This is a genomic window from Desulfurispirillum alkaliphilum, from assembly GCF_055378285.1.
The window spans coordinates 903744-927311 of sequence record NZ_AP042405.1 but is presented as its reverse complement, the minus strand read 5'-3'; the positions used below and the strand labels follow the sequence as shown (position 1 = coordinate 927311).

General features: G+C 57.3%; 17 protein-coding genes. 4 read left to right on the top strand and 13 right to left on the bottom strand.

What is annotated here, in order from left to right; translation table 11 throughout:
* Window positions 1–4 precede the first annotated feature (4 nt).
* Together ACZ46I_RS04355 and ACZ46I_RS04350 are read right to left on the bottom strand one after the other, a co-directional pair.
* Window positions 5–1798 carry a YgiQ family radical SAM protein gene (locus ACZ46I_RS04355; protein ID WP_464281540.1) on the bottom strand — a complete coding sequence of 598 codons (1794 nt, stop codon included), beginning with the start codon at window positions 1796–1798 and terminating at the stop codon, window positions 5–7.
* Entirely contained in the window at window positions 1799–2269 is a 471-nt protein-coding gene (locus ACZ46I_RS04350) for a chemotaxis protein CheX (protein WP_226508239.1), read from the bottom strand.
* 471 nt (window positions 2270–2740) lie between these two features.
* Between ACZ46I_RS04350 and ACZ46I_RS04345 the strand changes: the two genes are divergently transcribed.
* The 3 genes from ACZ46I_RS04345 to ACZ46I_RS04335 are packed head-to-tail and all read left to right on the top strand — an operon-like array spanning window position 2741 to window position 5619.
* Window positions 2741–4159 (top strand): PAS domain-containing protein, encoded by a 1419-nt coding sequence (locus ACZ46I_RS04345; RefSeq protein WP_013507117.1) that lies wholly within the window; start codon window positions 2741–2743, stop codon window positions 4157–4159.
* Window positions 4160–4181: 22 nt separating this feature from the next.
* Window positions 4182–4754: a class I SAM-dependent methyltransferase gene (locus ACZ46I_RS04340; RefSeq protein ID WP_464281539.1), complete on the top strand. Its 573-nt coding sequence runs from the start codon at window positions 4182–4184 to the stop codon at window positions 4752–4754.
* A 1-nt stretch (window position 4755) separates the two neighbouring features.
* Window positions 4756–5619 (top strand): hypothetical protein, encoded by an 864-nt coding sequence (locus ACZ46I_RS04335; protein WP_464281538.1) that lies wholly within the window; start codon window positions 4756–4758, stop codon window positions 5617–5619.
* A gap of 71 nt (window positions 5620–5690) precedes the next feature.
* On the opposite strand, the gene ACZ46I_RS04330 is transcribed toward ACZ46I_RS04335, so the two are convergent.
* From ACZ46I_RS04330 to argH, 8 genes are all read right to left on the bottom strand, one after another.
* Complete coding sequence (locus ACZ46I_RS04330; RefSeq protein WP_013507120.1) at window positions 5691–6167, bottom strand: hypothetical protein; 477 nt, start codon at window positions 6165–6167, stop codon at window positions 5691–5693.
* Window positions 6168–6265: 98 nt separating this feature from the next.
* Window positions 6266–7276 (bottom strand): ATP-binding cassette domain-containing protein, encoded by a 1011-nt coding sequence (locus ACZ46I_RS04325; RefSeq protein ID WP_464281537.1) that lies wholly within the window; start codon window positions 7274–7276, stop codon window positions 6266–6268.
* Between the two features lie 691 nt (window positions 7277–7967).
* Window positions 7968–8657 carry a GTP-binding protein gene (locus ACZ46I_RS04320; RefSeq protein ID WP_013507122.1) on the bottom strand — a complete coding sequence of 230 codons (690 nt, stop codon included), beginning with the start codon at window positions 8655–8657 and terminating at the stop codon, window positions 7968–7970.
* Window positions 8654–9865, bottom strand: a complete 1212-nt coding sequence (locus ACZ46I_RS04315) for an ABC transporter substrate-binding protein (protein ID WP_464281536.1) — start codon at window positions 9863–9865, stop codon at window positions 8654–8656. The genes ACZ46I_RS04320 and ACZ46I_RS04315 overlap by 4 nt, the downstream gene beginning before the upstream one ends.
* Window positions 9866–11002: 1137 nt before the next feature.
* Complete coding sequence (locus tag ACZ46I_RS04310; protein WP_464281535.1) at window positions 11003–12982, bottom strand: sensor histidine kinase; 1980 nt, start codon at window positions 12980–12982, stop codon at window positions 11003–11005.
* Window positions 12983–13022: 40 nt separating this feature from the next.
* Window positions 13023–13655, bottom strand: a complete 633-nt coding sequence (locus ACZ46I_RS04305; RefSeq protein ID WP_013507125.1) for a hypothetical protein — start codon at window positions 13653–13655, stop codon at window positions 13023–13025.
* Window positions 13656–13668: 13 nt separating this feature from the next.
* Window positions 13669–14778 carry a serine hydrolase domain-containing protein gene (locus tag ACZ46I_RS04300; RefSeq protein ID WP_464281534.1) on the bottom strand — a complete coding sequence of 370 codons (1110 nt, stop codon included), beginning with the start codon at window positions 14776–14778 and terminating at the stop codon, window positions 13669–13671.
* Window positions 14779–14797: 19 nt separating this feature from the next.
* Window positions 14798–16192, bottom strand: a complete 1395-nt coding sequence (gene argH / locus ACZ46I_RS04295) for an argininosuccinate lyase (protein ID WP_464281533.1) — start codon at window positions 16190–16192, stop codon at window positions 14798–14800.
* Window positions 16193–16525: 333 nt separating this feature from the next.
* Here argH and ACZ46I_RS04290 point away from each other — a divergent pair, with 333 nt between their 5' ends.
* Entirely contained in the window at window positions 16526–16927 is a 402-nt protein-coding gene (locus ACZ46I_RS04290) for a response regulator (RefSeq protein ID WP_013507128.1), read from the top strand.
* Between the two features lie 496 nt (window positions 16928–17423).
* Here the strand turns inward: ACZ46I_RS04290 and ACZ46I_RS04285 are convergent, their stop codons facing one another.
* From ACZ46I_RS04285 to ACZ46I_RS04275, 3 genes are all read right to left on the bottom strand, one after another.
* On the bottom strand, window positions 17424–19976 hold the full coding sequence (locus ACZ46I_RS04285; RefSeq protein WP_464281532.1) for a PAS domain S-box protein: 2553 nt from the start codon (window positions 19974–19976) through the stop codon (window positions 17424–17426).
* 64 nt (window positions 19977–20040) lie between these two features.
* The gene (locus ACZ46I_RS04280; RefSeq protein WP_464281531.1) at window positions 20041–21933 is read right to left on the bottom strand and encodes an ATP-binding protein; all 1893 of its coding nucleotides are present in this window, start codon (window positions 21931–21933) and stop codon (window positions 20041–20043) included.
* Window positions 21930–23201: a diguanylate cyclase gene (locus ACZ46I_RS04275; protein WP_013507131.1), complete on the bottom strand. Its 1272-nt coding sequence runs from the start codon at window positions 23199–23201 to the stop codon at window positions 21930–21932. The genes ACZ46I_RS04280 and ACZ46I_RS04275 overlap by 4 nt, the downstream gene beginning before the upstream one ends.
* Between the last annotated feature and the right edge of the window lie 367 nt (window positions 23202–23568).

Here is a 23568-nt window from a genome sequence, read left to right as displayed (position 1 = left end):
TCAACTACGAACGCCAAGGGCTTCCAGAAGGCTTTTTGCGACGGCCTCCGGCAGGACGGCTGCGGACGGTCTCCTTGCGCATTTCCCTGTCTGCGCGCAGGGTATCCTTCTGGGCCTGCTTCCCCACGCTGCTCTTTTCACTCCAGACTACCTCACCGCTGAGGGGATGGCGACCACAGTGGTACATGGCCGTGGAAACCGTGGATGGCGTCGGAGTAAATATCTGCACCTGCTCCGGCATGAACTGCAGGTTGCTGCGGGCAAAGCGGACAAACTCCTCCATGTGCTGTTTGGTACTTCCGGGATGGGCCGCAATGACATAACAGCTCAGGTGGATATGCTGATTTTCCGCCGCGGCCATCTCGCGGTAAAGGCTGGCAAAGCGGGCAGTCACCGCTGCGGAAGGTTTGTTCATCAGCCGCAGCACGGCATCCGCGCAGTGCTCGGGGGCGATTTTCAACTGGCCGCTGACATGGTGGGCAACCATCTGGCGCAGATAGGCGCGACCATGCTTCCCGTCGGCCAGAATCAGGTCATAGCGGATACCGGAAGCGATGAAAATCCGCTTTACGCCAGGCAAAGCCCGCAGACGGGCCAGCAGCTCCACCTGCTCCCCATGGCCGTGAACCAGCTTCGGACAAATGCCCTCGTAGCCAATGCAGTGGCGATGCTGGCAGGGAGTGCCCCGGGAGAGCAGTTCACAGCCGGAGGCGTACATATTGGCGGTTGGGCCACCCAGGTCGCGAATGATACCGCTGAAGCCCTTTTGGCTCGCCATGTGCTTCACTTCCGAGAGGATGCTTTCCATGGAACGGCTGATAATGCTGCGGCCCTGATGAACCGTGATGGCACAGAAGGAGCAGTCACCATAACAGCCCCGGTGGGTGGTCACGGAGTTTCTGATGGTGGCGAGGGCGCGGATTTCACCATCGGCCCTGCACTTCGGGTGGGCGTCGTGCTGAAAGGGGAGCCCGTGAACGCGGTCGAGCTCCGCGCTGCTCAGCATGGGTGCGGGGGGGTGGTGGATCAGAAAGCGCGCTCCGTGCTGCTGGAAAAATCCAGGCGCGCCCTGGTGCAAGGCTGTTTTATGAAAAGTCGCGAACATTTCGCCAAAGGCGTCGGCATCACTTTGCACCGCTTCATAGGACGCCAGCTCCCGGTAACCCGCCGGAGCCTCTGCCGCCAGAACGCAGGTACCGGAGATACTCTTGATATCCCGCTGCTCGCGCAGGCTGTGGGCGATCTGCAGTACAGCGTGCTCGCCCATGCCGTACACCAGGATATCTGCTTTGGCGTCCAGCAGAATGCTGCGGCGGATGGCGCTGCTCTGGAGATCATAGTGGGCGATGCGGCGCAGGCTGGCCTCAATGCCCCCGATCACCAGGGGAACAGTGTTCTTGAAATAACGGCGCACAAGGTTACAGTACATGATGGTGGCGCGATCCGGGCGGCGATTATTGACCGTACCCGGGGTAAAGTCGCAGGACTTGCGGGGCTTGCCCAGGGCGGTACGATTGGCCACTGCTGAGTCCACGCAACCGGCGCTGATACCCCAGAACAGGCGCGGCTCCCCCAGGGCGGTGATATCATCGGGGGTGTCCAGGGATGGCTGGGCAATCACGGCAACACAGTAGCCGGCACTTTCCAGCACTCGGCCAATAACCGCTATACCGCAGTAGGGGCTATCGATATAGGCGTCACCGCTGACCAGGATAACATCGGGGCGATCGACTCCTCGCTGGCGCAGTTCGCGGGGAGTCATGGGCAGGAATGTGGAAGTATCAGGGGAAGGGTGCAATCAGACCAGCTCTTTGATGGAAACTTCGACGGCAAATTTGCCGACACCTTCAATGGCGAAGGGAAGTACGATACAGGGAACGTTACGCGGTCGGGATATGGTATGGCCCCGGCCAACGATAACACTGGGGATGGAGAGCTTGAAGCGCACGCCCATGGCGCTGAGGTTTTTCTTGGCACCACCAGTGATCATATTGACAAATTCGCCCACGGCGTCCTGCACATCCTCGTCAATGGCGTTTTTCTGCTCACCGATAAAGGCGCTGACCAGCTTCAGAACCACTTCGCGGGGAAAGCTGATGACCACCGAACCATGGACATCACCGGCGATACCGATGATGGCGGAAATGTCGAAAGTGGGAGAGATTCCCTGCTTCACAAAGAGTTTTCCCCGCTGGGGAGTAACGCCAGTCATGGTGGCAAGCACATTTACCGTGGACTCAACAAAAGGATTTATGTAACTAGCGTTCATGGGCTTTCTCCCTGGTGAAAACTATGGAGCGCAGGCAATTTGGGCAGATAACTCGACAGTGCCCTGTGCTTGTATCGGCAAAGCTGCGAGGATCCTTGAGGTGCGCCTTGCAGCAGGGGCAGTACTGCCTTGCTGCAGGGTCTTGCAACCCAGAAGATACACAAGTTAACCCAGCCATACTACACCCCCCCCAGGAAAAACTCAAGGCTGTCAGTTTCAAAAGGACCATTACCAGCAGTTTCCCTGACTGTCAACAAAATGCAGCCTGCCCTGGCCTGCCGGGCTGCGGATGCCGCTTGGCGCAACAGCCCGGTAAAGCACAGGAAAACATTGACGTAGCGACGAAATAATCCATAATGCCTTTATTCTGAATGAATCTGAACGGCGGCGTAAAGGCGCTTTCCTGTAGCAGGCAGGGCAGCGGTTGCCGCCGGGCAGGTATAGCGAGCATCCTGCTGGAGAGGAGCTTCTGTGGAGACAAGAAAACGAGCTACCATTATCGCCCTGCGGATTGTCATCCTGTACGCCGTCATTGCAGCCCTGTGGATCGTGCTCTCGGATCGCGCCCTGATGGTGCTCTTTGAGGTTCCCCAGACACTGACCCGCATGCAGACCTATAAGGGGTGGTTCTTTGTCCTGGCCACTGCCACGCTTCTTTTTGTGGTGCTCTACGCACAGGTACGCTCCCTGCTGGACGAAGAGCGCAGGCGCCAGGAGGCTCAACAGGAAGCCCGCGAATGGTCCGAGCGGCTGCAGCACTACCTCCACGTCAGCCCCGTCATCACCTATGCCCTCAGTGGCAATGACAGGGAACTCACGCCCGTATGGGTCAGTGAAAATATCCATAATGTACTGGGCTTCGGCTCCGATGAGGTACTCCGACCAGACTGGTGGCGCGATCATATTCACCCGGAGGATATGGGTCAGGTGCTGAAGAATCAGCAGAAACTGCTGAGCGAAGGGGCTATCAGCCAGGAGTTCCGCGTGATGCACCGGGATGGTTCCTATATCTGGATTCACGACCAGGCTCGCAGTGCCGGGCGCAGCGGATTCGCCCAGGAGATTATCGGCACCTGGGCAGATGTCAGTACGCGCAAGTCTGCTGAGCTGGCCCTGCAGGAAACTCTTTGCGGGTTGGAGCAGCAGATTGCTGCTGCCGTCGAGAAAGCTCGCCAGCAGGACAGCATTATCTTCGACCAGATGCGGCGCCAGGCCCTCAACACTCTACTGATCAATATCGCGCACCAGTGGCGGCAGCCCCTCAACGGCATCGGACTGATCATCCAGGATATGGGCGACCAGCTGGATAGCGATAACCCGCAGAAGCAGCTGATTCACTCCACGATTGTCGAAGCCATGGCGGAGGTCAACCATCTCTCGGACACCATCAGTACCTTCACCGATCTCTACCAGGCCAGCAACACGGCTCCGGAGAAAATCAGCCTCCACGCCACTTTCCAGCAGGCGCTCTTCTACCTTCAGGCCAAGCCGCTGTTCAGCAGAGTCACCCTGTTGAAAAACATCCCCGATACCCTCCAGGTCAAAGGGGTGGAAATCGAGATCATAGAACTCTTCATGGAAATCATCCAGAATGCCATGACCGTTGCCGCTGCCCGCGAGCGCGACCGTGTGGACATACGGATCGAGGCAGCCCGCACTCCCCATAATACCATCACCATTACCATCGCCGACAACGCCGGTGGCATCGACAGCAGCATCCTGCCATCCATGTTTGAGCCTTACACCACCACCCAGTTCAAAAGTCGCGACAAAGGCCTTGGCCTCTATATGATGAAACGCCTTATCGAAGAGCGTTACCAGGGCAGCATTGCTGCCACCAATGGTCCTGACGGGGCGATTTTCACCATCACCCTGCCTGTGGCCGATTGATCAGAGATATTGCGAGGAACCCATGGAGCAGGATCGCGAAAAATGGAATCAGCGTTATCGGGAAAATCCACCAGGCCAGGAGCCGCTGGAGCTGGTGGAAAGCTACGCCAGACAACTTTCTCCCGGCCGGGCACTGGATATCGCCTGCGGCCTGGGCCGCCACAGCCGAGTGCTGGCAGCTCTGGGCTTTACGGTGGATGCGGTGGATATTTCCGATGTGGCCATAAAACACCTGCAGGAACTTGAACTTCCCGGTATCCATGCGCGCTGCGTCGATCTCGATCAGCACACCATAGCTCCAGACAGCTACCAGCTGATTCTCAATATCAATTTCCTGCACCGACCTCTCTTCCCCTCTCTTTTTCAAGGGCTGCAACCCGGAGGCATGCTGATCTTCCGCACCTTCATGGACGGCCCCGAAAACCAGGGCACCCCCATGACCAAAGAGCACCTGCTCCAGCCCAATGAACTGCTCCACCAGTGCGTTCCCCATCTGCGTATCCTGCACTACCGCGAATATATCTCCAACCGCCAGCAGTGGGGCCAGGCCTGGGCCGCCGAACTGGTTGGCAGACGACCGGAAAAGGAAGGGTAAGATGGCCGTTTTGCGCTCCAAGCCAAAAAAATACAGCTGGATAGGGAAAAGTCTTCTGGTGCTGCTGCTGGCGACAGCCGCTGCACTCTTTACCACCCAGCACCACGAACTGGCTCTGCAGTACAGCGGGTTGCAGCAGGTCTCCCAGCACAACCAGGAGTACCTGCAGAGCGCCTTTGAGCGCTCACTGAAAACCTTTGCCGTTCTCTCCACCATCAAGGTGGGGCTCTCCATCGTGGAGGGGTCGACCATCGGCGTGGGGTTCGGCCTGCAGGTGGGTGACGTGGTTCAGGCAGCCTACGACTATGTGGATATTGCCTGGAAAACCGTGCTGGCGGGAGGAATCATCCTGCTGGCCCTGCAGTATCTGCTGGCCATGGCGGAGGCAGCCGCTCCCTGGCTGCTCAGCATCACCTTTGCCCTGCTGAGCCTCACCGTTATCTGCCGGTGGCTGGCTCCCCACAGCGCGGCACTCGGGCGCATCATGCACGCCGTCAGCGCCTTTATGGTCGTGCTGAGTATCAGCATGGCCCTGATCCTGCCCCTGTCAGTCACAGGCGCATCCATGCTTTCCAGTCATATTACCGCACCGAGTCTGAACAGTGCGCAAGGGGTCTTCGACACCATCGAGCAGGATCTGTTCCGGGATTCCGCCGAGGAGAAGAGCATCTGGTCACGCTGGAACGACACCCGCGAGCGGCTCAACAAGGTCAGCGTTTACCTGGAGCAGAAGACCGGCGAGCTGGTGACCTCCGGCATGATGCTCATGGCAGCCTATCTCTTTGACTGCATCGTCTTCCCCCTGCTGCTGTTTTTTCTCCTGCTGTGGTTCACCCGCGCGGTGACCAGAGCATTTCTGCCGTAACCCCGCAACCGAAAAAGCCCTCGCATATCCTTGCGAGGGCTTTTTCGGTCTTTTGTATCGGTGTTTTTCTGTCAGAAAATAAAGCGCGCCCCAAGCATCACCTGCCCGGAAAAATCCGTCTCGGGATTAAGGTCCATGGCTGGCGCAATGTCACCATAGATACTCAGGGGCATATTTGGGATAAAGTACTCGATGCCAAAGGGAACCCGTATGCCGAAAACATCATCGGGCTCATCGTCGTCGCTGTGGCCGTAAAGACCAAGGCCGTAGTACACGAAAACGCGACCTTCTTTCACCTGGATAACTCCGTGCTCGTGGAACAGGTAGTCCAGTTTCACCTTGGTCTCAGTGTCTGACCAGCCGGCAGCGAAGTCAAAGGCCCGCTCATTGTCCTGCCAGTACTTGATGCTGAGCCCGGTAATTTCCCCCAGGGCGAAACCGGCAGCAATCCTTCCCGCAGCTGCCGAAGACGGAATCATCAACATCCACGTCAGGGCCAGAAGAAACAGTGCGAGAACAGAGAATCTCGTGCAGTGGGCAATTTTCATAACCTTCCCCGTAAGCAAAGTGGTGGCAAGCCTTTGGCATGTGTGAAAATCATACCAAAGAATTTTTCAGATTGCACCACTGAATACGGCATGCCGCCCTACCACTGCCCTGGAGTGTCTTCAATTCTCCCACCGGTGCGAATGCGGTTGCGCAGGGCCAGTACCTTGCGATCGAGCTCCTGCAGGTGTTTCAGGTTATCCTGCTCCTGGACTGAGGTCTGCAGGACAGCGGCAATGCCACCGTTGCGAATGACGATACGCCGGGGCGCCATCAGGGCCAGGATGGGATCGTGGGTGGCGATGAGTACGATTTTTTCCTCGCGCACCAGCAGATCCAGGGCCCGCTGCCGGTCGATGCCCGCGTTTTCGATTTCGTCGATCAGAATAATGGGCGAACGGCTGAGAAAGGCCGTGTCAGCAATCATCAGCGCCCGTGACTGCCCTCCGCTGAGGGACGTGATGGGCGTATCCGCCTCGAAGGGCTCTCCGGCCAGGGAATTGGCTTCGCGGATGATGGTGGCAGTAACTTCATCGCGGTTCGCCGTCAGGCGACTTTCGGCGTGCATATCCACGAACTCCTTGACGCTGAGGTCCATGACGAAGTTCATATTCTGGGAGAGCTGGGCCACCAGCTTGCGCTCAATGGAAAAGCGCCAGGAAGCGTCGGGCTGCTGGCCGTTGACCAGAATGCGTCGTTTGGTGGGCGTGTCTCCACAGGCCATCCACTCAATATCCCCCAGCAGGCGGCTCTTGCCTGAGCCGGTGGGACCGACAATACTGACGATATCACCGCGCCGCAGCTCCAGGGTCACCTCCTCGGGCTCACCGCGCTTGTTCTGCCCGCCAATGACGGTCAGGCTCTCCACGCTGAAGCTTTGTTCACTGGCCAGATCGGCCATACCCTGCAGAAAGGCTTCGAAGTTCTCCAGGACACTTTCCGCCGAAGCACCCAGATCCTCCCAGCGCTCCTCATCAATGGAGTCGAGATACTGGGCCAAGGTGCGAGAGTCCTCGGCTGGCAGCTGCAGGCCATAGGAATCAAAGAAATCGTTGGCATAGGGATGCTGCGCAAGCAGCTCGGTAATGGTCATGGAATCTCTGGTATGCATGGGAATATCCTCGCTCTGAAGTTTCGCATCTTGTTGTCTTGAATTAAGACATTATTACTCTGATGTTTACCACGCGGAAACAGTATTGAAGTATTGACTTTTCATGCTTGACTCATCTGGTATCTTTTTTCGCTTCCGGATATTGTCCTTTTTGACCGCGCAAAAAGGACTCAAAAACGCGCCCCCCGAACGCCCGTTCTTCCGGCTCGCCTGCTCGCCTGTTCTGGAGATCCGGCAGACACTGCTTCCTTGCAGTGCTGCCGGACCACTCACTTCCTGTGAGTGTCCCGTTCGGGTCTTGCCAGCCAGGCGTCGCACTCACCGGACGGGCTCAGGGGGGAACGGCCTGCTTCTGCCTCTCCCCCGTGTGCTTTCCCAGCCAGGACGCGCCGACTGTCAGGTTGCTGAAAAGCCAGGGAAGGCGGTTGTTTGCGGCCCCCAGTTCCAGGCAAGCGGACGGCTGAAAAGGACAGCACCGGGGGTCGCTTCCCAGCCACTTTGGGCGGGTCCAAAGTGGCAAAATAAACTCATAAACAAAATGAGGGTAATGTCAAACGACGCCGTCTGTGAAAAACCATTTCCGCCATTCCAGCATGGCATCAGTGTCAGCGCAGACAACCTGCCGTTTCGGGGGCGCGAAAGTTGAGCTCGCTGTTATTGCATTTGCACGGCGATGCTCTGCTTGAACCCGCTACTGATCCAGGTTCTCCATCTTTCTCACGTTGCCCATCTGGTACGACTCGCCGATTTTGGTTTCACCCAGGCAGTAGGAGCACAGGGCCGATGGCATGGAGAAGCGCAGGGAACAGCCCTGTACGGTGCTGATATCCGGCGACTGGGCAAAGAGGGTCGCCAGCTCGTAGGCTCCCTGGCCAGTAATGCCGTTCACGTTCAGGATGCGCCCTTTGGGGTTGACCTGCTGGGTGCGGAAGGCAAAGACCTCCCGCTCGGCCTGGGAGACAATATCGCCCTTGGTGATGGCCACAATATCTGCGGATTTCAGCATGGGGCCGATCTTGCGGGGAGTATGCACGCCGCTGAGGTTATCCACCACGCAGACCGAGGTGACTCCCTTGATATGGGGGGAGCAGCGGTTGCACAGACCGGCGCTCTCGCTGATGAGCATGCTCAGTCCCTCGCGGATTCCCCACTGCACGCACTCCTCGATATTACTGACAAAAAAGTGGTCAGGACACATGGAGCCCGAGAGGCCCTTTTTCACCTTCAGTCCCTTTTTTTCATAGAGGGTATCGTCATCGGTGGCCAGGCAGTCGAATTTCACCACGCCGATGGTCTCCTGGCCCGCCAGGGCTTCCGCCACTTTCAGAATAACGGCCGTCTTGCCCGCCGAGGGGGGGCCCGCCACAATTACCAGTTTCATTGGCTCACCCCCACCGTATCTTCAAATATTTTCAGCGCGTGTTTCAGCAGAGCCGCCACATCGTTGTCGTGCAGGTAGTCCCAGCCAATCCACTTCCAGCGGGGATTTTCCGGCAGGACATTCTTCACGTCCGGGTGCAGGGAGGGAAAGAGCCCCTGATTGGTGAGAATACTGCCCATCTCCGGGCTGGCCAGGAAATCGGCCACGGGCCGGGTCAGCTCCAGACGCTCCTTTTTCACCAGCATGAACACCGGGCTGATAATGGCACCGTCCTCGGGCCAGATACTGCGGGCCGAACTGTTCTGGCGCAGCATCCTGGTGAAGAAGTAGGGCATCACCGTCACAAAGGGTTTATGGGCCGACGCCCGGTTGGAAGCGCGCACCATCTGGGCAGGGTGCAGGTTGACATCCATGCTGCGGCCAAGGCGCACAATACCTTCGTCGCCGAATTCCTTGTGCAGGTTCAGGAGAATGCCGTTAAACAGGTCAAAGTCGGAAACGGGCAGGGCCACTTTCTTTTCGTAGCGGGGGTGCAAAAGCTCTTCCCAGGTGCGGGGAGCCTCCAGGTCAGGGTAGTTGTCCTGGTGAATGACAAAGACCGCCGGCACCACGGAGAACATGCCGTAGTCACCCCGTGGGTCGCGGATGTCCACACCGCGGAAGGCCTCGTTCACTCCCAGTCCGGCCGTGGTGTCGCAGAAGACGCCCTCCTGCTTCCAGGCTCCGATCAGCTTGGGGTCGAAGAATGTATCAAAACCCGCGCTCACCAGAATATCCGGCAGCTCCTCATGGCTGGACAGGGTGCGGATGTGCTCCTCGATCCACTTGGCGCCCACCGCCGCCGCCTCCAGGGTCGTCTTGACCTCCACCCCCGTCTGGGTGGTGAACTCTTCGCTGAAGCGGCCGAACGCTTCACTCAGGGGCAGGCGCACGGGGCAGGGCAGCAGTCCTTCAACACGCACAGGGGGCTGGGAGCTGACGGAAACCGCTTCGCCACCAGTGGCCTCTTCCAGCAGGCCGATCAGGGCGTCCAGGTCGTAATTTCCCTGCTTCGCCAGGGACTGCAGTTTCAGAAACCGGCCGATGGTCTGCACTTTGGCCGGATCGGAGAACTGTTCGAAGCCCCGCGCCTGGAACACCGCCAGCGTGCCGGGATATTGGGTGAGAATCTGCTCTATGGTCATGGAACCGGTAATTTTTGGTTGCACGGGGCACCTCCTTGCCTGTGGAAAATGTATCATGGGTTTTTCCGTAATCTGTTACTGGCGGAAGGGTAGCACAAAGTGCGAGGAGGGAATTGACCGAAGTCAAAATTTCAAGGCAAACCGTGCACGGTAATCCAAATTCTCTTTCATCCAGTTAATCCTGTCTGAATATCTCCCGTAAAACAAAAGATTTTTTCAGACGGGATTCACAGGATATAGCAGGATTTCAAGGCAATCCAAATCCTCTTTCATCCAGTTAATCCTGTCCGAGTATCTCCCGTAAAATAAAAGATTTTTTCAGACGGGATGTACAGGATATAGCAGGATTTCAAGGCAAACCGTGCACGGCAATCCAATTCATCTTTCATCCGGTTAATCCTGTCTGAGTATCTCCCATAAAACAAAAGATTTCCTCAGATGGGATGTACAGGATATAGCAGGATTTCAAGGTAAACCGTGCACGGTAATCCAAATTCTCTTTCATCCAGTTAATCCTGTCTGAGTATCTCCCGTAAAATAAAAGATTTCCTCAGACGGGATGTACAGGATATAGCAGGATTTCAAGGCAAACCGTGCACGGCAATCCAATTCATCTTTCATCCGGTTAATCCTGTCTAAGTATCTCCTGTAAAATAAAAGATTTTCTCAGACGGGGTGTACAGGATATAGCAGGATTTCAAGGTAAACCGTGCACGGCAATCCAGATCCTCTTTCATCCGGTTAATCCTGTCCGAGTATCTCCGTAAAACAAAAGATTTTTTCAGACGGGATGTACAGGATATAGCAGGATTTCAAGGCAATCCAAATCCTCTTTCATCCGGTTAATCCTGTCTGGGTATCTCCCGTAAAATAAAAGCTTTTTTCAGACGGGATGTACAGGATATAACAAGATTTCAAGGCAAACCAATTCCTCTTTCATCCAGTTAATCCTGTCCGAGTATCTCCCGTAAAACAAAAGATTTCCTCAGATGGGATGTACAGGATATAGCAGGATTTCAAGGCAAACCAAATCCTCTTTCATCCAGTCAATCCTGTCTGAGTATCTCCCGTAAAATAAAAGATTTCCTCAGACGGGGTGGACCGGATATAGCAGTACAAGGTTATCCTGCTATGGAAAAAGAGGCACACTGGGCCCGCCAGCTAGCTGACGGGCCTTTCCACAGGAATCTCAATGCAGAAGCACGCCCCTTCCGTGGCGTTGCCCAGGACCAGATGGCCATGGAATTTCTCTTCGATGATGCGGCGGCTCATGTGCAGACCGATACCCATACCCGCCTCTCCCTTGGTGCTGCAGTAGGGGGAGAAGATGCCTTCCCGTACATGTGCCGGGATGCCGATGCCATTGTCGCGAAACTCCACCTGCACCAGGCCGGACTGCTGCGTCAGGGTGACGGTTATGCTGGCCTGAAATGGCCCCTGGGCTTTCCGCCGTTCTTCAAGCGCATCACAGGCGTTTGAGAAGAGGTTCAGAATCACCTGCTTGAACTCGTTGTGGTAGCCGTGCAGGGTGGCGCTGCGTTCCGGCAGCTGCAGCAGAATTTCGCTCTGACGCAGACGCGGCTTTAGTATGGCGGCTGCCGACTCCAGGGTCTGCTTCAGGTCGAACTCCACGGGGTGGAGGTCCGGCTTGAAGTAGTTCTTGAAACTGTTCACCGTGTCGGACATGTGGGCAATCAGGCGGTTGCAGGATTCCACGTGTTCACTTACCGCCTGCGCGCCCACAGGCCCCATCTGGCTCTGGTCCTCTATATCCTGCATATGCAGGGAAAGGGCGTTGAGGGGTTGAGTCCACTGGTGGGCAATCAGTCCAATCATATTTCCCATCTCGGCCATCTTGGTCTGCTGAATCAGCAGGCGCTCCTGCTCCATACACCTGCGGGTCTCTTCGGCAACCCGTTCTTCCAGCTCGCAGTTCATGCGCCGAAGCTGCCCATAGTACGTATCAATCTGCTGCCCCATGGCGCTGAACAGCTTGCGGATGCGCCGGTTGGTGAAAATGGCCAGCAGGGTTGCTGCGGAGATGATGAGGAGAACCACGGCTCCGATGGTCATGATATTGAGCCAGGTGCGCTTCCACAGGTCGGCTTCCCGGTAGGCGATGAACTGCTCAATGTCGGTGAGGTAGGCCCCCGTGCCGATTTTCCAGTCCCAGTCGGGAATCAGGCGCACAAAAGAGAGATGTGGCATATCACGGCCCAGGGATTTTTCGTGCCACACATAGGAGAGAAAGCCTCCCTCCGGGTTTTCCCGGGCGACCCGCAACTGCTCCTGCAGAATTTTGGTACCCTGGGCATCTTCCAGCTCCCATGAGTAACGGGGTGGATCCTGCAGCTCGCCGTTCATGAGGATGGCATGGCCATCCACGGTATCAATAAAGATATAGTTGTCACCGTAGCGCAGCTCGGCCAGGGTCAGGAGGATCTCCTGCTGCAGCTCATCGCGGAAGCGATCCAGGAATTCAGCACTGCCGATATACCAGTCCCAGAGTCCAAGATCGCGGACATAGCTGATCTGGGCATGGAAAGTTTCCGGGTCTTCTGGTTTAAAGAAGGCGTCCACATTAAAACCCGAGCCCTCTTCCCGGGCAGTCCTGGCCTGCTGACGCACCACATAGTTTCCGCTGGGGTCAGTAATATCGGCCAGGCTCTGCCCTTCCTGGCCGGGATTGCGGGGCAGCAGCACCGACTGCAGATCGTACCGGTTGATCCAGATATAGGAGTCACCCTCCCGCCAGCTCATGGCGCGCAGGGCTTCCACGATCATCTGCTGCAGCTCCTCGTCACTGATGGTGCCGTGGTAGCGCTGATAGAGCGCATGGGCAACCGTGTACGCCTGATCCACCCGCTCGCGAACCGTTTCTCCCAGGCGCGCCTGGGCCTGCTCCCGGTGCTTGCTGATCACCTGCACCGCGTTATCCACCCGCTCCTGCAGCATGGACTGCTGGCTTTCCATATGGGACTGGCGAATCCAGTGTTTCTCTTCCTCAAAACGGCTGTAGGTTTCCCGCAGAAAAAGGGTGGAAGAGAGGATGGCTACCAGCAGCAGGCTTACGAGAGAGAAAAGCAGAATCCAGCGACGAATGGAGTGCTCGGTACGGCGAAAATCAAGGGATTCCGGCATGGAAGAGTCTCATTTCTTTTTCCGGGAACTCTTTCCGCGATCAGGGAACGCGGAAAATCAGCTCATCCGATGGTGGTGAAACGGTGAAACGGTCAAGACGCAGATAGACCCGATACCGGTAGGTGCGACCCCGCACCACCCGCTCGTCGCGGTACTGGCTCTGGCTGGTGGTGGCAATGCGCTCATAGGCCCGCTCTTCGCTGGAGCGCATGATTTCAAAAACACCCTGTTCGGGAGCGTTGATATTCAACAGAACGGCCCCCCCGTGCCAGACAGCTTCCATCCGGGGCGCGGCGGGCAGGGCGCGGAAATCCACATTCAGCACCGCCGAAGACAGGCGCTCACTGGAGCGAACCCCGGCGCAACCGTAGCGGTAGCTGTCACCAGGGATCACGTCAGTATCCAGGTGGGCGAAACTGACCTTCTCGTGGCGCAGGATAACGTGGTCAGGCCCATAGACACTCTGCCCCTGAGGACGTCGCGCCCGCACCAGGCCGGTTTCACCGCGAAAAAAAGGAGGGAACTTGCAGGTAACCAGCACGCCTTCGCCAGTATTCACCGCCTCTATAACCACATCGGCGGTCTCTTCTTCCAGGATGATGGGGGTCTTCACCCCGCAGCCCGCCAGGGCGACGAGGAGGAGCAGAAACAGGACGCCATAAACAGATTTCATAGGTATCTCCTGGTTATTCAAGGGCTCGCAGGAGCCTGGGAAGAAAGCGAAAGGGCAGGGGCGCGGCCGCAACCTGATCCACCGTGCCACAGAGAAACAGCTGCTTTTCAGGGCAGAAAAAGAGCCACGAACCACTGGCGCCCGTATGTCCAATAACTGCGGGAACCGGCTTGAAAGGCGTCAGAATCCGGGGAATCTGAAAGCGCATCATACCGGCTCCATACTGAATTGGCCAGCCGGGAAGCTGCAGCGAAGCCAGATCCCGTGGCGCACTGAAGGAGTTCCAGTGCTGCATCTGCCTCAGGGATGATTCAGCGCTCAGCAGCTGTCCTTGCGTCAGGCCCCGCAGAAAATCCAGCTGATCCCTGGCGGTGCTGTACAGATCGCGAAAGGAGGCCATCAGGCGAGGGATGCGCAGGGGCGTGGCACCAGCCCACACCGTGGCCGGCATCGGCTCGTGGCCACCCGCCGGATCACAGAGAACCGTATTTTCCAGGCCCAGGGGCTCCAGGATGAGATTGCGCAGCACCTGGCCAAAGGGCATTTCCAGCCGGTGCTCCAGAACGCCGATGAGAAGCTGGAAGTTGGTATCGGAATAACGGACTCTGGGCTTTGCCTTCCCCGGGGACTGGGGCGGAAAGTGAGCCTCCAGCTCGCTGCGGACATACTCCAGCATCTGCGCAAGGTCAATGGAGCGGTCACTTTCCGCTGCGATGCCCTCCAGCAGGCTGCTTCTGCCACGAGGACGATCCACAATCCAGTCGGGCAGCCCGGAGGTGTGGCTCAGCAGGTGCTGCAGCGTCAGTTCGCCGGTAAAGTCCACGCCGCGATAGCGGTGCAGCTGGCCAATCAGGGAGTGGGGCAGGTGAGCGCAGAGAAGGTCGCCGGTGCTGAGCACCCCCTGTTCATGAAGTTTCAGGAGGGCAGCCGCGATATACAGTTTGGTGATGCTGGCAATGAAGTACGGAGTCCGCGCCCCCATGGGCGTACCATCAGGCTGGGCGCTGCCCGCCGCCCCAATCCAGCTCAGCTGGCCATCGACGCTTTCAACGCCCAGGACAGCGTGCTTCACCAGGCGTTCCGATGCCAGCTGCTGCAGGGCCTCTTCCAGAATCGCACTCACGCCGCCAGCTCCCCGTTACTCAGGCGAATTCGGGGCGGCTGCGGATAGCTTCGAGCTGGACCTTCACCTGTTCGGGCGCCGTTCCTCCATAGGATCTGCGGCTCTGGACACTCTTTTCCACGGTGATGAACTGGTAGATGTCCTCGCCGATGGAGGGGTGGAAGCCCTGCATGGTGGCCAGATCCACCTCTGGCAGGTCGATCTGATGTTTCTCGCAGTGGGCCACCATTTTACCCACCACTTCATGGGCATCGCGGAAGGGCAGGCCGCCGCGCACCAGGTAGTCGGCCAGGTCAGTGGCGGTGGAGAAGCCCAGTCCGGCCACGGCGCGCATGCGCTCGGTGTTGAAGGCGGCGGTGCGGATCATGTCGGCGTAGATGCGCAGGGAGCCCACCACGGTGTCAATGGTATCGAACAGGGGTTCCTTGTCCTCCTGCATGTCCTTGTTGTAGGCCAGGGGCAGGCCCTTCATCACCGTCAGCAGGCTGATGAGGTTGCCGTAGACCCGCCCGGTCTTGCCCCGCACCAGTTCGCTCACATCGGGGTTGCGCTTCTGGGGCATGATGCTGGAGCCGGTGCAGTAACCATCGGAAAGGCGCAGGAAGCGGAATTCCGAGGAGCTCCACAGGATGAACTCTTCGGAGAGACGCGACAGATGCATCATCACCAGGGACGCGGCACTGCAGATTTCGATAAAGGCATCGCGGTCGCTGACCGTGTCCAGGCTGTTGCGGCTGACACCGTCAAAGCCCAGTTCGCGGGCCACGTACTGGCGGTCGATGTCAAAGGTGGTTCCCGCCAGGGCTCCCGCGCCCAGGGGCAGCACGTTGACCCGTTGATATATCTCGCTGAAGCGCTGGGCATCGCGATCGAACATTTCAAAGTAGGCCAGCAGGTGGTGGGCCAGCACAATGGGCTGGGCCGTCTGCAGGTGGGTGTAGCCGGGCATGATGGTTTCGGTGTGCTGGCTGGCCTGCTCCACCAGGGCGCGCTGCAGATTGCGCACAAGCTCAATGATCTGCTTCACCGCGTCACGGGCGTAGAGACGGCTGTCCAGGGCCACCTGGTCGTTACGGCTGCGGGCCGTATGCAGCTTGCCGCCCACGGGGCCAATCTTTTCAATCAGGCGCTTTTCGATGTTCATGTGCACATCTTCCAGGCTGACCAGAAACTCGAAATCTCCGTGTTCGATATCGTGCAGGATACTCTCCAGCCCCGTGATGATCATGTCGCGCTCCACCTCGTGCAGGATGCCCTGCTTCGTCAGCATACGGCAGTGGGCAATGGAACCGATGATATCGTAACGGTAGAGCTTCTGGTCGTAGCTGACGCTGGCGGTAAACTCCTCGGTGAATTTTTCCATGGGCTTTTCGAAGCGGCCACCCCAGAGCTTTTTGTCATCCTGCTTATTCACGGAAACCTCGCTTGTATGATGATGTGAATCGCGATAAGAAAGCATTTTACCGGAAAATACCCCGATGCGGAACACCTGCAGGATCCGGTAAACTGTTGCGGGCAAGGATACCAAAACCTCCTGACAGAAGCAAAAAAGAGTTCGTCCGACAGGTCTGGAAAAAAACCGGAAAAAACGCGCTTCTTCGTGGCCTTCTGGTTCCAGATTCAAGGAAGTGCTTGAAGTTTTTCTCAACTGATATGATAATCGGGTTTACAATGCCGCAAAGCAGTTTACAAATCGCAACCATATGCGCCGTTCTCTGGGCATTACAACACCGCAAGGAAAGACACCATGTCCACTACCGATACCACCAGAAGCCTGGCAGATATCAGCATACTCTACGTGGAAGACGATCTGCTGACCCTGCGCTCCATCGGGCGCATGATGGGAAGACGGGTGCGTGAAGTGCGCCTTGCGGCCAATGGTCTGGAAGCCCTGGAGGCTTTCGCCGACCATCCGGCGGATATTGTGGTCACCGATATTGAAATGCCCGGCCTGGGCGGCCTGGGCCTGATTGAAAAGTTGCGCCATGAACATGATTTCCGCAATCCCATTGTAGTGCTGACCGCCTACAAGAGTGATCAGTACCAGAGTGATCTGGCTGACCTGCATCTGTACAAGCCCATCAACACCCAGGAACTTTTTGCCTCCATCGAGGCACTGGTACCGAAAATCCAGTGTAGCCATTCATAGACAGAGAAGACATTGTCCTTTTTGACCGCGCAAAAAGGACTCAAAAACGCGCCCCCCGAACGCCCGTTTTTCCGGCTCGTTAGCTCGCCTGTTCTGGAGATCCGGCAGCAGGCTGCTCAAAGAGGCCCATCTGCTGCGTTGCCGGTCATCACTCGTCACTGCGACGTACAGGAAGTACGCCTCCTTTCTCGCTTTGCCCGCGCCTTGCACCTGGGCCTCTTTGCGTTGCCTGACCCCTGCATCCCTGCAGTGCTGCCGGACCACCTGCTTCCTGCAGGTGTCCCGTTCGGGTCTTGCCTGCATAACGCGATGGACCCGCAGGGTTACCGCCACGACGGCGGCAACCGCAAACCAAAAGCCAGGGAAGGCGGTTGTTTGCGGTCCCCAGTTCCAGGCACCACTTTGGGCGGGTCCAAAGTGGCACAAGAAACTCGTATACCTGGTGCAGGATAAGATCAAGTGACGCAGTCTGTGCAGAACTACTTCCCTGAACCCGTTACGCTTCTTCAAACTCCACGACCACGTATCCACCGCTGTCGTGGGTATTCCCAAGGCGCACTGAGCCACTCAGCTGCTCGGACAGGGTGTGGATCAGCTCCATTCCCAGGCTGCCCTGCCCCTGCAGCAGAAATCCGGCGGGGAATCCCACGCCATCATCCTGCACTTCCAGCAGATAGCGGCCCCCGGACTGGGGTTGCAGCCTGATGAAAAGGACTCCCTTTTCCCGATCCGCAAAAGCGTGCTTCAGGGCATTGGAAATGAGTTCGTTGAGGATGAGTCCCAGGGGAATAGCCGTGTTGATGCTGAAGGTGACATCGGCGACATCCACCTCCAGGCTGATCGCCTGGGCATTGGCCTTGTAAGTGCGGAAGAGATTCTGGCACAGGGTTCTGACGTAGCCGGCAAAGTCGATGCGCGCCAGGGTGTCCGACTGGTACAGCTTTTCGTGGATCAGGGCCATGGAGCGGATGCGGCTCTGGCACTCTTCCAGAACTTCCACCACGCGGGCGTCATCGGAGCTGTGCAGGGACTGCAGGTTTAACAGGCTTGAGACGATCTGCATATTGTTCTTCACCCGGTGGTGAATCTCCTTGAGCAGCATCTCCTTCTCCTTGAGGGAAGCCAGGGTATTGTCGCGCAGCTGCTTCTGCTCCGTGATATCCCGCACGCTGGCCAGTATGACGTCTCGCTCGTCCAGGGATATCTTGCGCAGGATCACATCCACATAGAAGCTACTTCCATCATGGGGCCGCCGGGCGTGCCATTCAAAACGCCTGACCTCGCCCTGAACCACCTGCTGCCACATCGTTGGCAGCAGGGTGAAATCGTTATCGGGGGCAGAGTAGTCCCTGGCAATGTCAAGGCTGAGTGCTTCTTCGACGCTGACCCCGTACATCCGCAGCATGTTCTCGTTGACTTCGAGAATCTGGCCATTCACATCGTGAATGAAAATGGCGTCGTTCATGTTCTCGAGAATCGTCTTCTTGGCCAGCAGCTCCCGCCGGCGCTGGCGTGCGAACTTCTCCTGGGTCAGATCACGCACGAAGACGAGAAAGAGTTCCTGGTCACCATACTGCATATTCTGTACCCGCACCTCGGCGGGAAAAACCACGCCATCGCGGGTGCAGTTTTCCACTTCCTGGGTAAAGTAACCCTTGTTGCGCACTGCCAGCAGGCGCTTACGGGTATTTTCCGGGTTAAACTGGCGATCCACATGCCACAGGCGCACGTCCCTGCGCAGTTCTTCAACGGTGTAGCCATAAAGCTCCGAAGCAGCGCGATTGGCATAGACAAACTCACCTTCGATGGAGTGGATGAGTACTGCCTCGACGCTGTTGTCCAGGGTGAAGGAGAGCTGTTCCAGCTGCTGGCGCAGCTGCTCGCGTTCGGTGATATCGCGGGCCACGCCGATCAGACCAGTCATCTGGCCATGCTCGTCGCAGTATGGTGTTTTCAGGGTATCCATCATGGCGCGACGACCATCGGGATAGGTCACCCAATCGTCATGGCGGCGAGCCTGCCCATGCTCCAGCATCACCCGATCCTGACGGTGAAATTCGGCGGCAAGTTCCTGCTCAAACAGGTCGTAATCGGTCTTGCCCACAACTTCTGCGCGCTTCGCGCCCACCAGTTGCTCAAAGGCCCGGTTGCAGCCAAGGTAACTGCCGTCACCATCCTTGATGAAGATAATATCCGGTATAGAGTCCAGCAGCGACTCCAGCAGCGCCTTCTGGGTCGTGATTTCCTGCTGGGCACGATTGCGTTCCGTGACGTCGGTGAGTACTCCCACGATGCCGGTGAAATCATCTTCATGAACTTCGATGCGGGACTTGGTGAACACCACATCGGCCCAGCTGCCATCGCCACGCTGTATCTGCATTTCGCAGCTGAGCGTCTGATCTTTGCCTGCCAGCAGGCGCTGGTCGTGATCTTCACAGGTCTTGCACCATTTGGCCGCGATAACCTCCCGGCAGGTTTTGCCCAGGAGCTCCGGCATGGTGCGTCCCACCAGCTCTTCAAAGGCAGGGTTCACCTCCAGATAACAACCATCGGCATCTTTCAGGAAGAGGGGCAGGGGAATGGTCTCCATGAGCTGGCGGTTGAACTCAAGCTCGCGGCGCAGCCGGGTATTGGCCTGGCGCAGCTGCCGCTCCTTTTCAATCAGACGCAGGTACATGCGAACCTTGTTGAGCAGCTGTTGGTTATCCAGCGGCTTGGTGAGGTAGTCCACGGCGCCGACATCGAAACCCTGGCGCACAAACTCTTCACTTTTATAGAACGCGGTGAGGAAGATGATGGGCACATCCATGGCCTGGGGGAGCACCTTGATATGCTGCGCCAGCTCAAAGCCGTTCATGACGGGCATCTGAATATCCAGCAGAATCAGGTCAACCGGCTCGCGCCCCAGGATTTCCAGCGCCTCCTGTCCAGAGGATGCATTGATGACACGGCACTGGGGCAGCTGCTCCAGCAAAGCCTGCAGGCTGAAAAGATTAAAGCTGTTATCATCAACACTCAGAAGCGTATAGCCGGCTTGCGGTGGTGCCATGGTTTTCCTCCTGGCTGTGGGTACGTTTTCCTTGAGCAGAGTGCCATTGTTGCTGCCAATCTCTTCAGTCGGGCAGCGTGCTTTCCTGGGGCAGCAGCAGCTCAAAACAGCTGCCCTTGCCCATTTCACTGCTCTGCAGAGTGAGTGTGCCTCCCAGCAGTACTGCCAGGTTACGACTGATGGCCAGACCGAGGCCAGTGCCTTTGAATTCGCGGCTGATACTGCCATCGGCCTGGGTAAAGGCTTCGAAAATGATTTCCCGCTTCGCCTGTTCGATGCCGATTCCCGTATCGCAGACGGTGAAGCTCAGCGGCAGATCCGCCCGTCCACTGGGCTTTATGCTCAGGCTCACATGTCCCGTGCGGGTAAACTTCAGTCCGTTGACGATGAGGTTCTGCAGAATCTGCAGCAGTCGCTTGCTGTCGGTGATCATGGAACCTTGCCACTGATCTTCCACCACGAGCTCCAGCCCCTTCTCACTGGCTTCATAGTGATACTTGCTGCGCAGAAAATCCACCAGAAAACTGGTGTGCAGAGGCTCCAGGTGAAGTTCCACCCGCCCCGATTCAAGGCGGGAGAAGTCCAGAACCTCGTCGATCATGGTCAAAAGCTCCTTGCCGCAGATGTGGATCACCTTGAACTTCTCCACTTCCTCCGGGCGAAACTCCGCTTCACTGCGCATCAGCAGCGAAGAGAGCAGCAAAATAGAGTTCAGGGGCGTGCGCAGTTCATGGGACATGTTGGCCAGGAACTCCGATTTGTAGTAATTGCTGCGCTCAAGTTCGCTGGTTTTGCGCACAAGTTCATCCTGAGCCCGCTCCAGCGTGCGATTCTTGCTCTCCAGATCCCGGGCCTGCTGCTCGCGCTGCTCCTCCAGGACGATTTTCTGCTGCAGCTGCTGCTCCAGCGTCAGGCGGTGGCGAATGCGCAGAATCACAAAGATAACCGCCAGTGTCGTCACCGCTCCCAGACCGGTGAACGCCAGCCAGAAAGAACGCTTGATCTGACCAATGACAGGGGCCTTCCGGTAGACCACCAGGTGGGCGATGGTCGTGTCGGCAAAGTCCCTGACGGGCAGCGCGAGCACCTGGTAGTTATGCTCCTGCCAGCGCAGCACTGTCGCGCCGGGTTCGGGACCCATCAGGACAGAGCAGTCAAAGGAGCGCTGCTTTGCCAGGGCCCGCTCCAGGTCAGCCAGCTGCCCCCTTTCATCGGGGGAGGTCAGCGCGCTTTCGATAACAAAATCCGGGCACATCAGACTTTCACTGTAGTTGCGCCGAAAATCCGACGCCGAGACACGGGCTTTCACCGCTGCACGAGGAACGAGGAAGTGATAGGAGGCCGAAGACAGGGTCGCGGAGAATTCCCGGGACAGACTGGCGGAGGAACTCGCCACCTCAACGGAGCCCACATGCACCCCCTGGTGAAAAAGGGGGAACAGAAAACGCAGCCCCGTGGTCATCTGACCACCTTCAAATCCGCTGAGGGCCACGGGCTTTTCAACCATGGCGGCAATCATGGCACGGCTGTGCTGCTGGTTATCCCCGAAGGCATGGGGCGCGTGCATGCGCAGTACCACGGTTCCGTCTCTGTCATGGAAGTAGAGGTGATCAAAGCCCATCCGCTGCAATGAACGATATATGCTTTGCGCTTCACTGGCCAGTTCCCGACGCACGGCTTCCGCCAGGCGCTCACCTCGGGAGTGTTCCCACAGCAGCTGCTGGATGCGGGGAATATTGAAAGCGGTTTCGTAGCTGAATGAGGCTATGGCATGGCGCAGATCAATGGTGTGCTGGAAAAGCTGGCGGGTCTCCGCGATGGCATTTTCGTGCTGAAGAGTTATTCTTGAGTGGGACTGGTGAACGAGGAAGGGCAGCAGGCAGAAAAATATCAGGACAATGGCAAGCAGGGGGAAGTGAATACAGGTGAAGTCCTTCATTGACCAGCGCTGCTTCATGGACCCGTTTCACGGGCTTCTTCCGAGCTGAGCCCATGAACCTCCACCCGGTTGCGCCCCTTGTTTTTCGCCAGGTAGAGTGCGTCGTCGGCCCTCTTGATGAAGGTATGCAGCTCATCGTCCGACACAAACTCCGTCACACCAAGGCTGATGGTCACCGTCCCCACCGCCGCGAACTCGCTGCGTTCGATCAGACGGCGGATGCGCTGGGCAAGATGGCCACCCTGGCGGGCGTTGGTTTCCGTCGCCAGCACCAGGAACTCTTCGCCCCCCCAGCGTACCAGGTAATCGCTGGGCCTCAGGCTGCCCCGGACCAGCGCTGCCAGAGTGCGCAGCACATCATCGCCCACATTGTGCCCATGGGTATCATTCACCTGCTTGAAGTGATCGATATCAAAGAGTACCGCCGCCAGGGGCTGCCGGTAGCGTCGTGCCCGCTCGGTCTCCACCCGAAAAATATCCTCGAACTTGCGGCGGTTGTAGCAACCCGTCAGCATATCCGTGGTGGCAAATATCTCCATCTGCATCTGCAGCTGCTTGAGTTCGTTGACATCCATGGCCGTGCCGATACCGGAGCAGCGATCCCGCAGCACCACCGTGTTGGTGGCAAGCTCCAGCCAGCGCTCATCCTGATCCCTGGAGGTGATCCGAATGGTCTTCTGCATCTTGGCCGCCACATCGCAGTTATGCATGGACTCGGCGATATAGCGGAATTCGTTGCACAGAAGCTGGGAGAAGGGAATCTGCTCCAGCTCATCGGCGCTGTAACCGGTAATCTTCAAAAACTCCGGATTGGCATAGACAAAGCGATCGTTCTCCACAATAAAGATGCCGGCAACCGAGTTCTCCGCCAGGACGCGAAACAGCTCTTCGCTTTCGCGCAGGCGCTTTTCCACATCGTGACTGTGCAGGGCCATTTCGATATTGGAGTGAATTTCGCGGTCGTCAAAGGGCTTGATGATATACCCGAAGGGTTTGGTGATTTTGGCCCGCTCAAGGGTCTGTTTGTCGGCATGGGAAGTGAGGAAGACCACGGGAACATGGAAGCGCTGGCGGATGATTTCCGCTGCTTCAATACCATCCATGTCGCCCTTGAGCACGATATCCATCAGCACCAGATGGGGGGAGAGATCCTCGACCGCCTTGACAGCTTCTTCGCCATAGGCGCATATTCCGGCCACATCATAACCAAGGTTCTTCAGGGTGCTTTTGATATCCAGTGCTACAATACTCTCGTCTTCGACGATGAGAACGCGTGTCTGTTGCATAGGGAGTGTTCCTGTTACGGGAGCCGGATTCTTTCGATCAGTTAAGTATAGCAAACCTGTCAAGGCTTTTTTGCAAACTCGCTGACTATAGCATATTGTTTTATTGTGCGAAAATTCTTTTGTTCTATTCTGTCACCTCCCCTGCCAGCGGTACAAATCCCCCGCTGAATTACATCGCCTTTTCCCTGTTGTCAGGATAAACTGAAGTGCTACATTCGGTCGTCCTGGTTTATGATGCTGCTCTCCTGGGGATTCCCCGGCAGCTTGCTGAAATACCTCAAAACAAGCAGGCAATTGAAAAACCCACAGGTGCAAGCGCCCGCAAGGCGTGCGGCACACTCCCCGTATGTCGCAGCCATGAGCGACC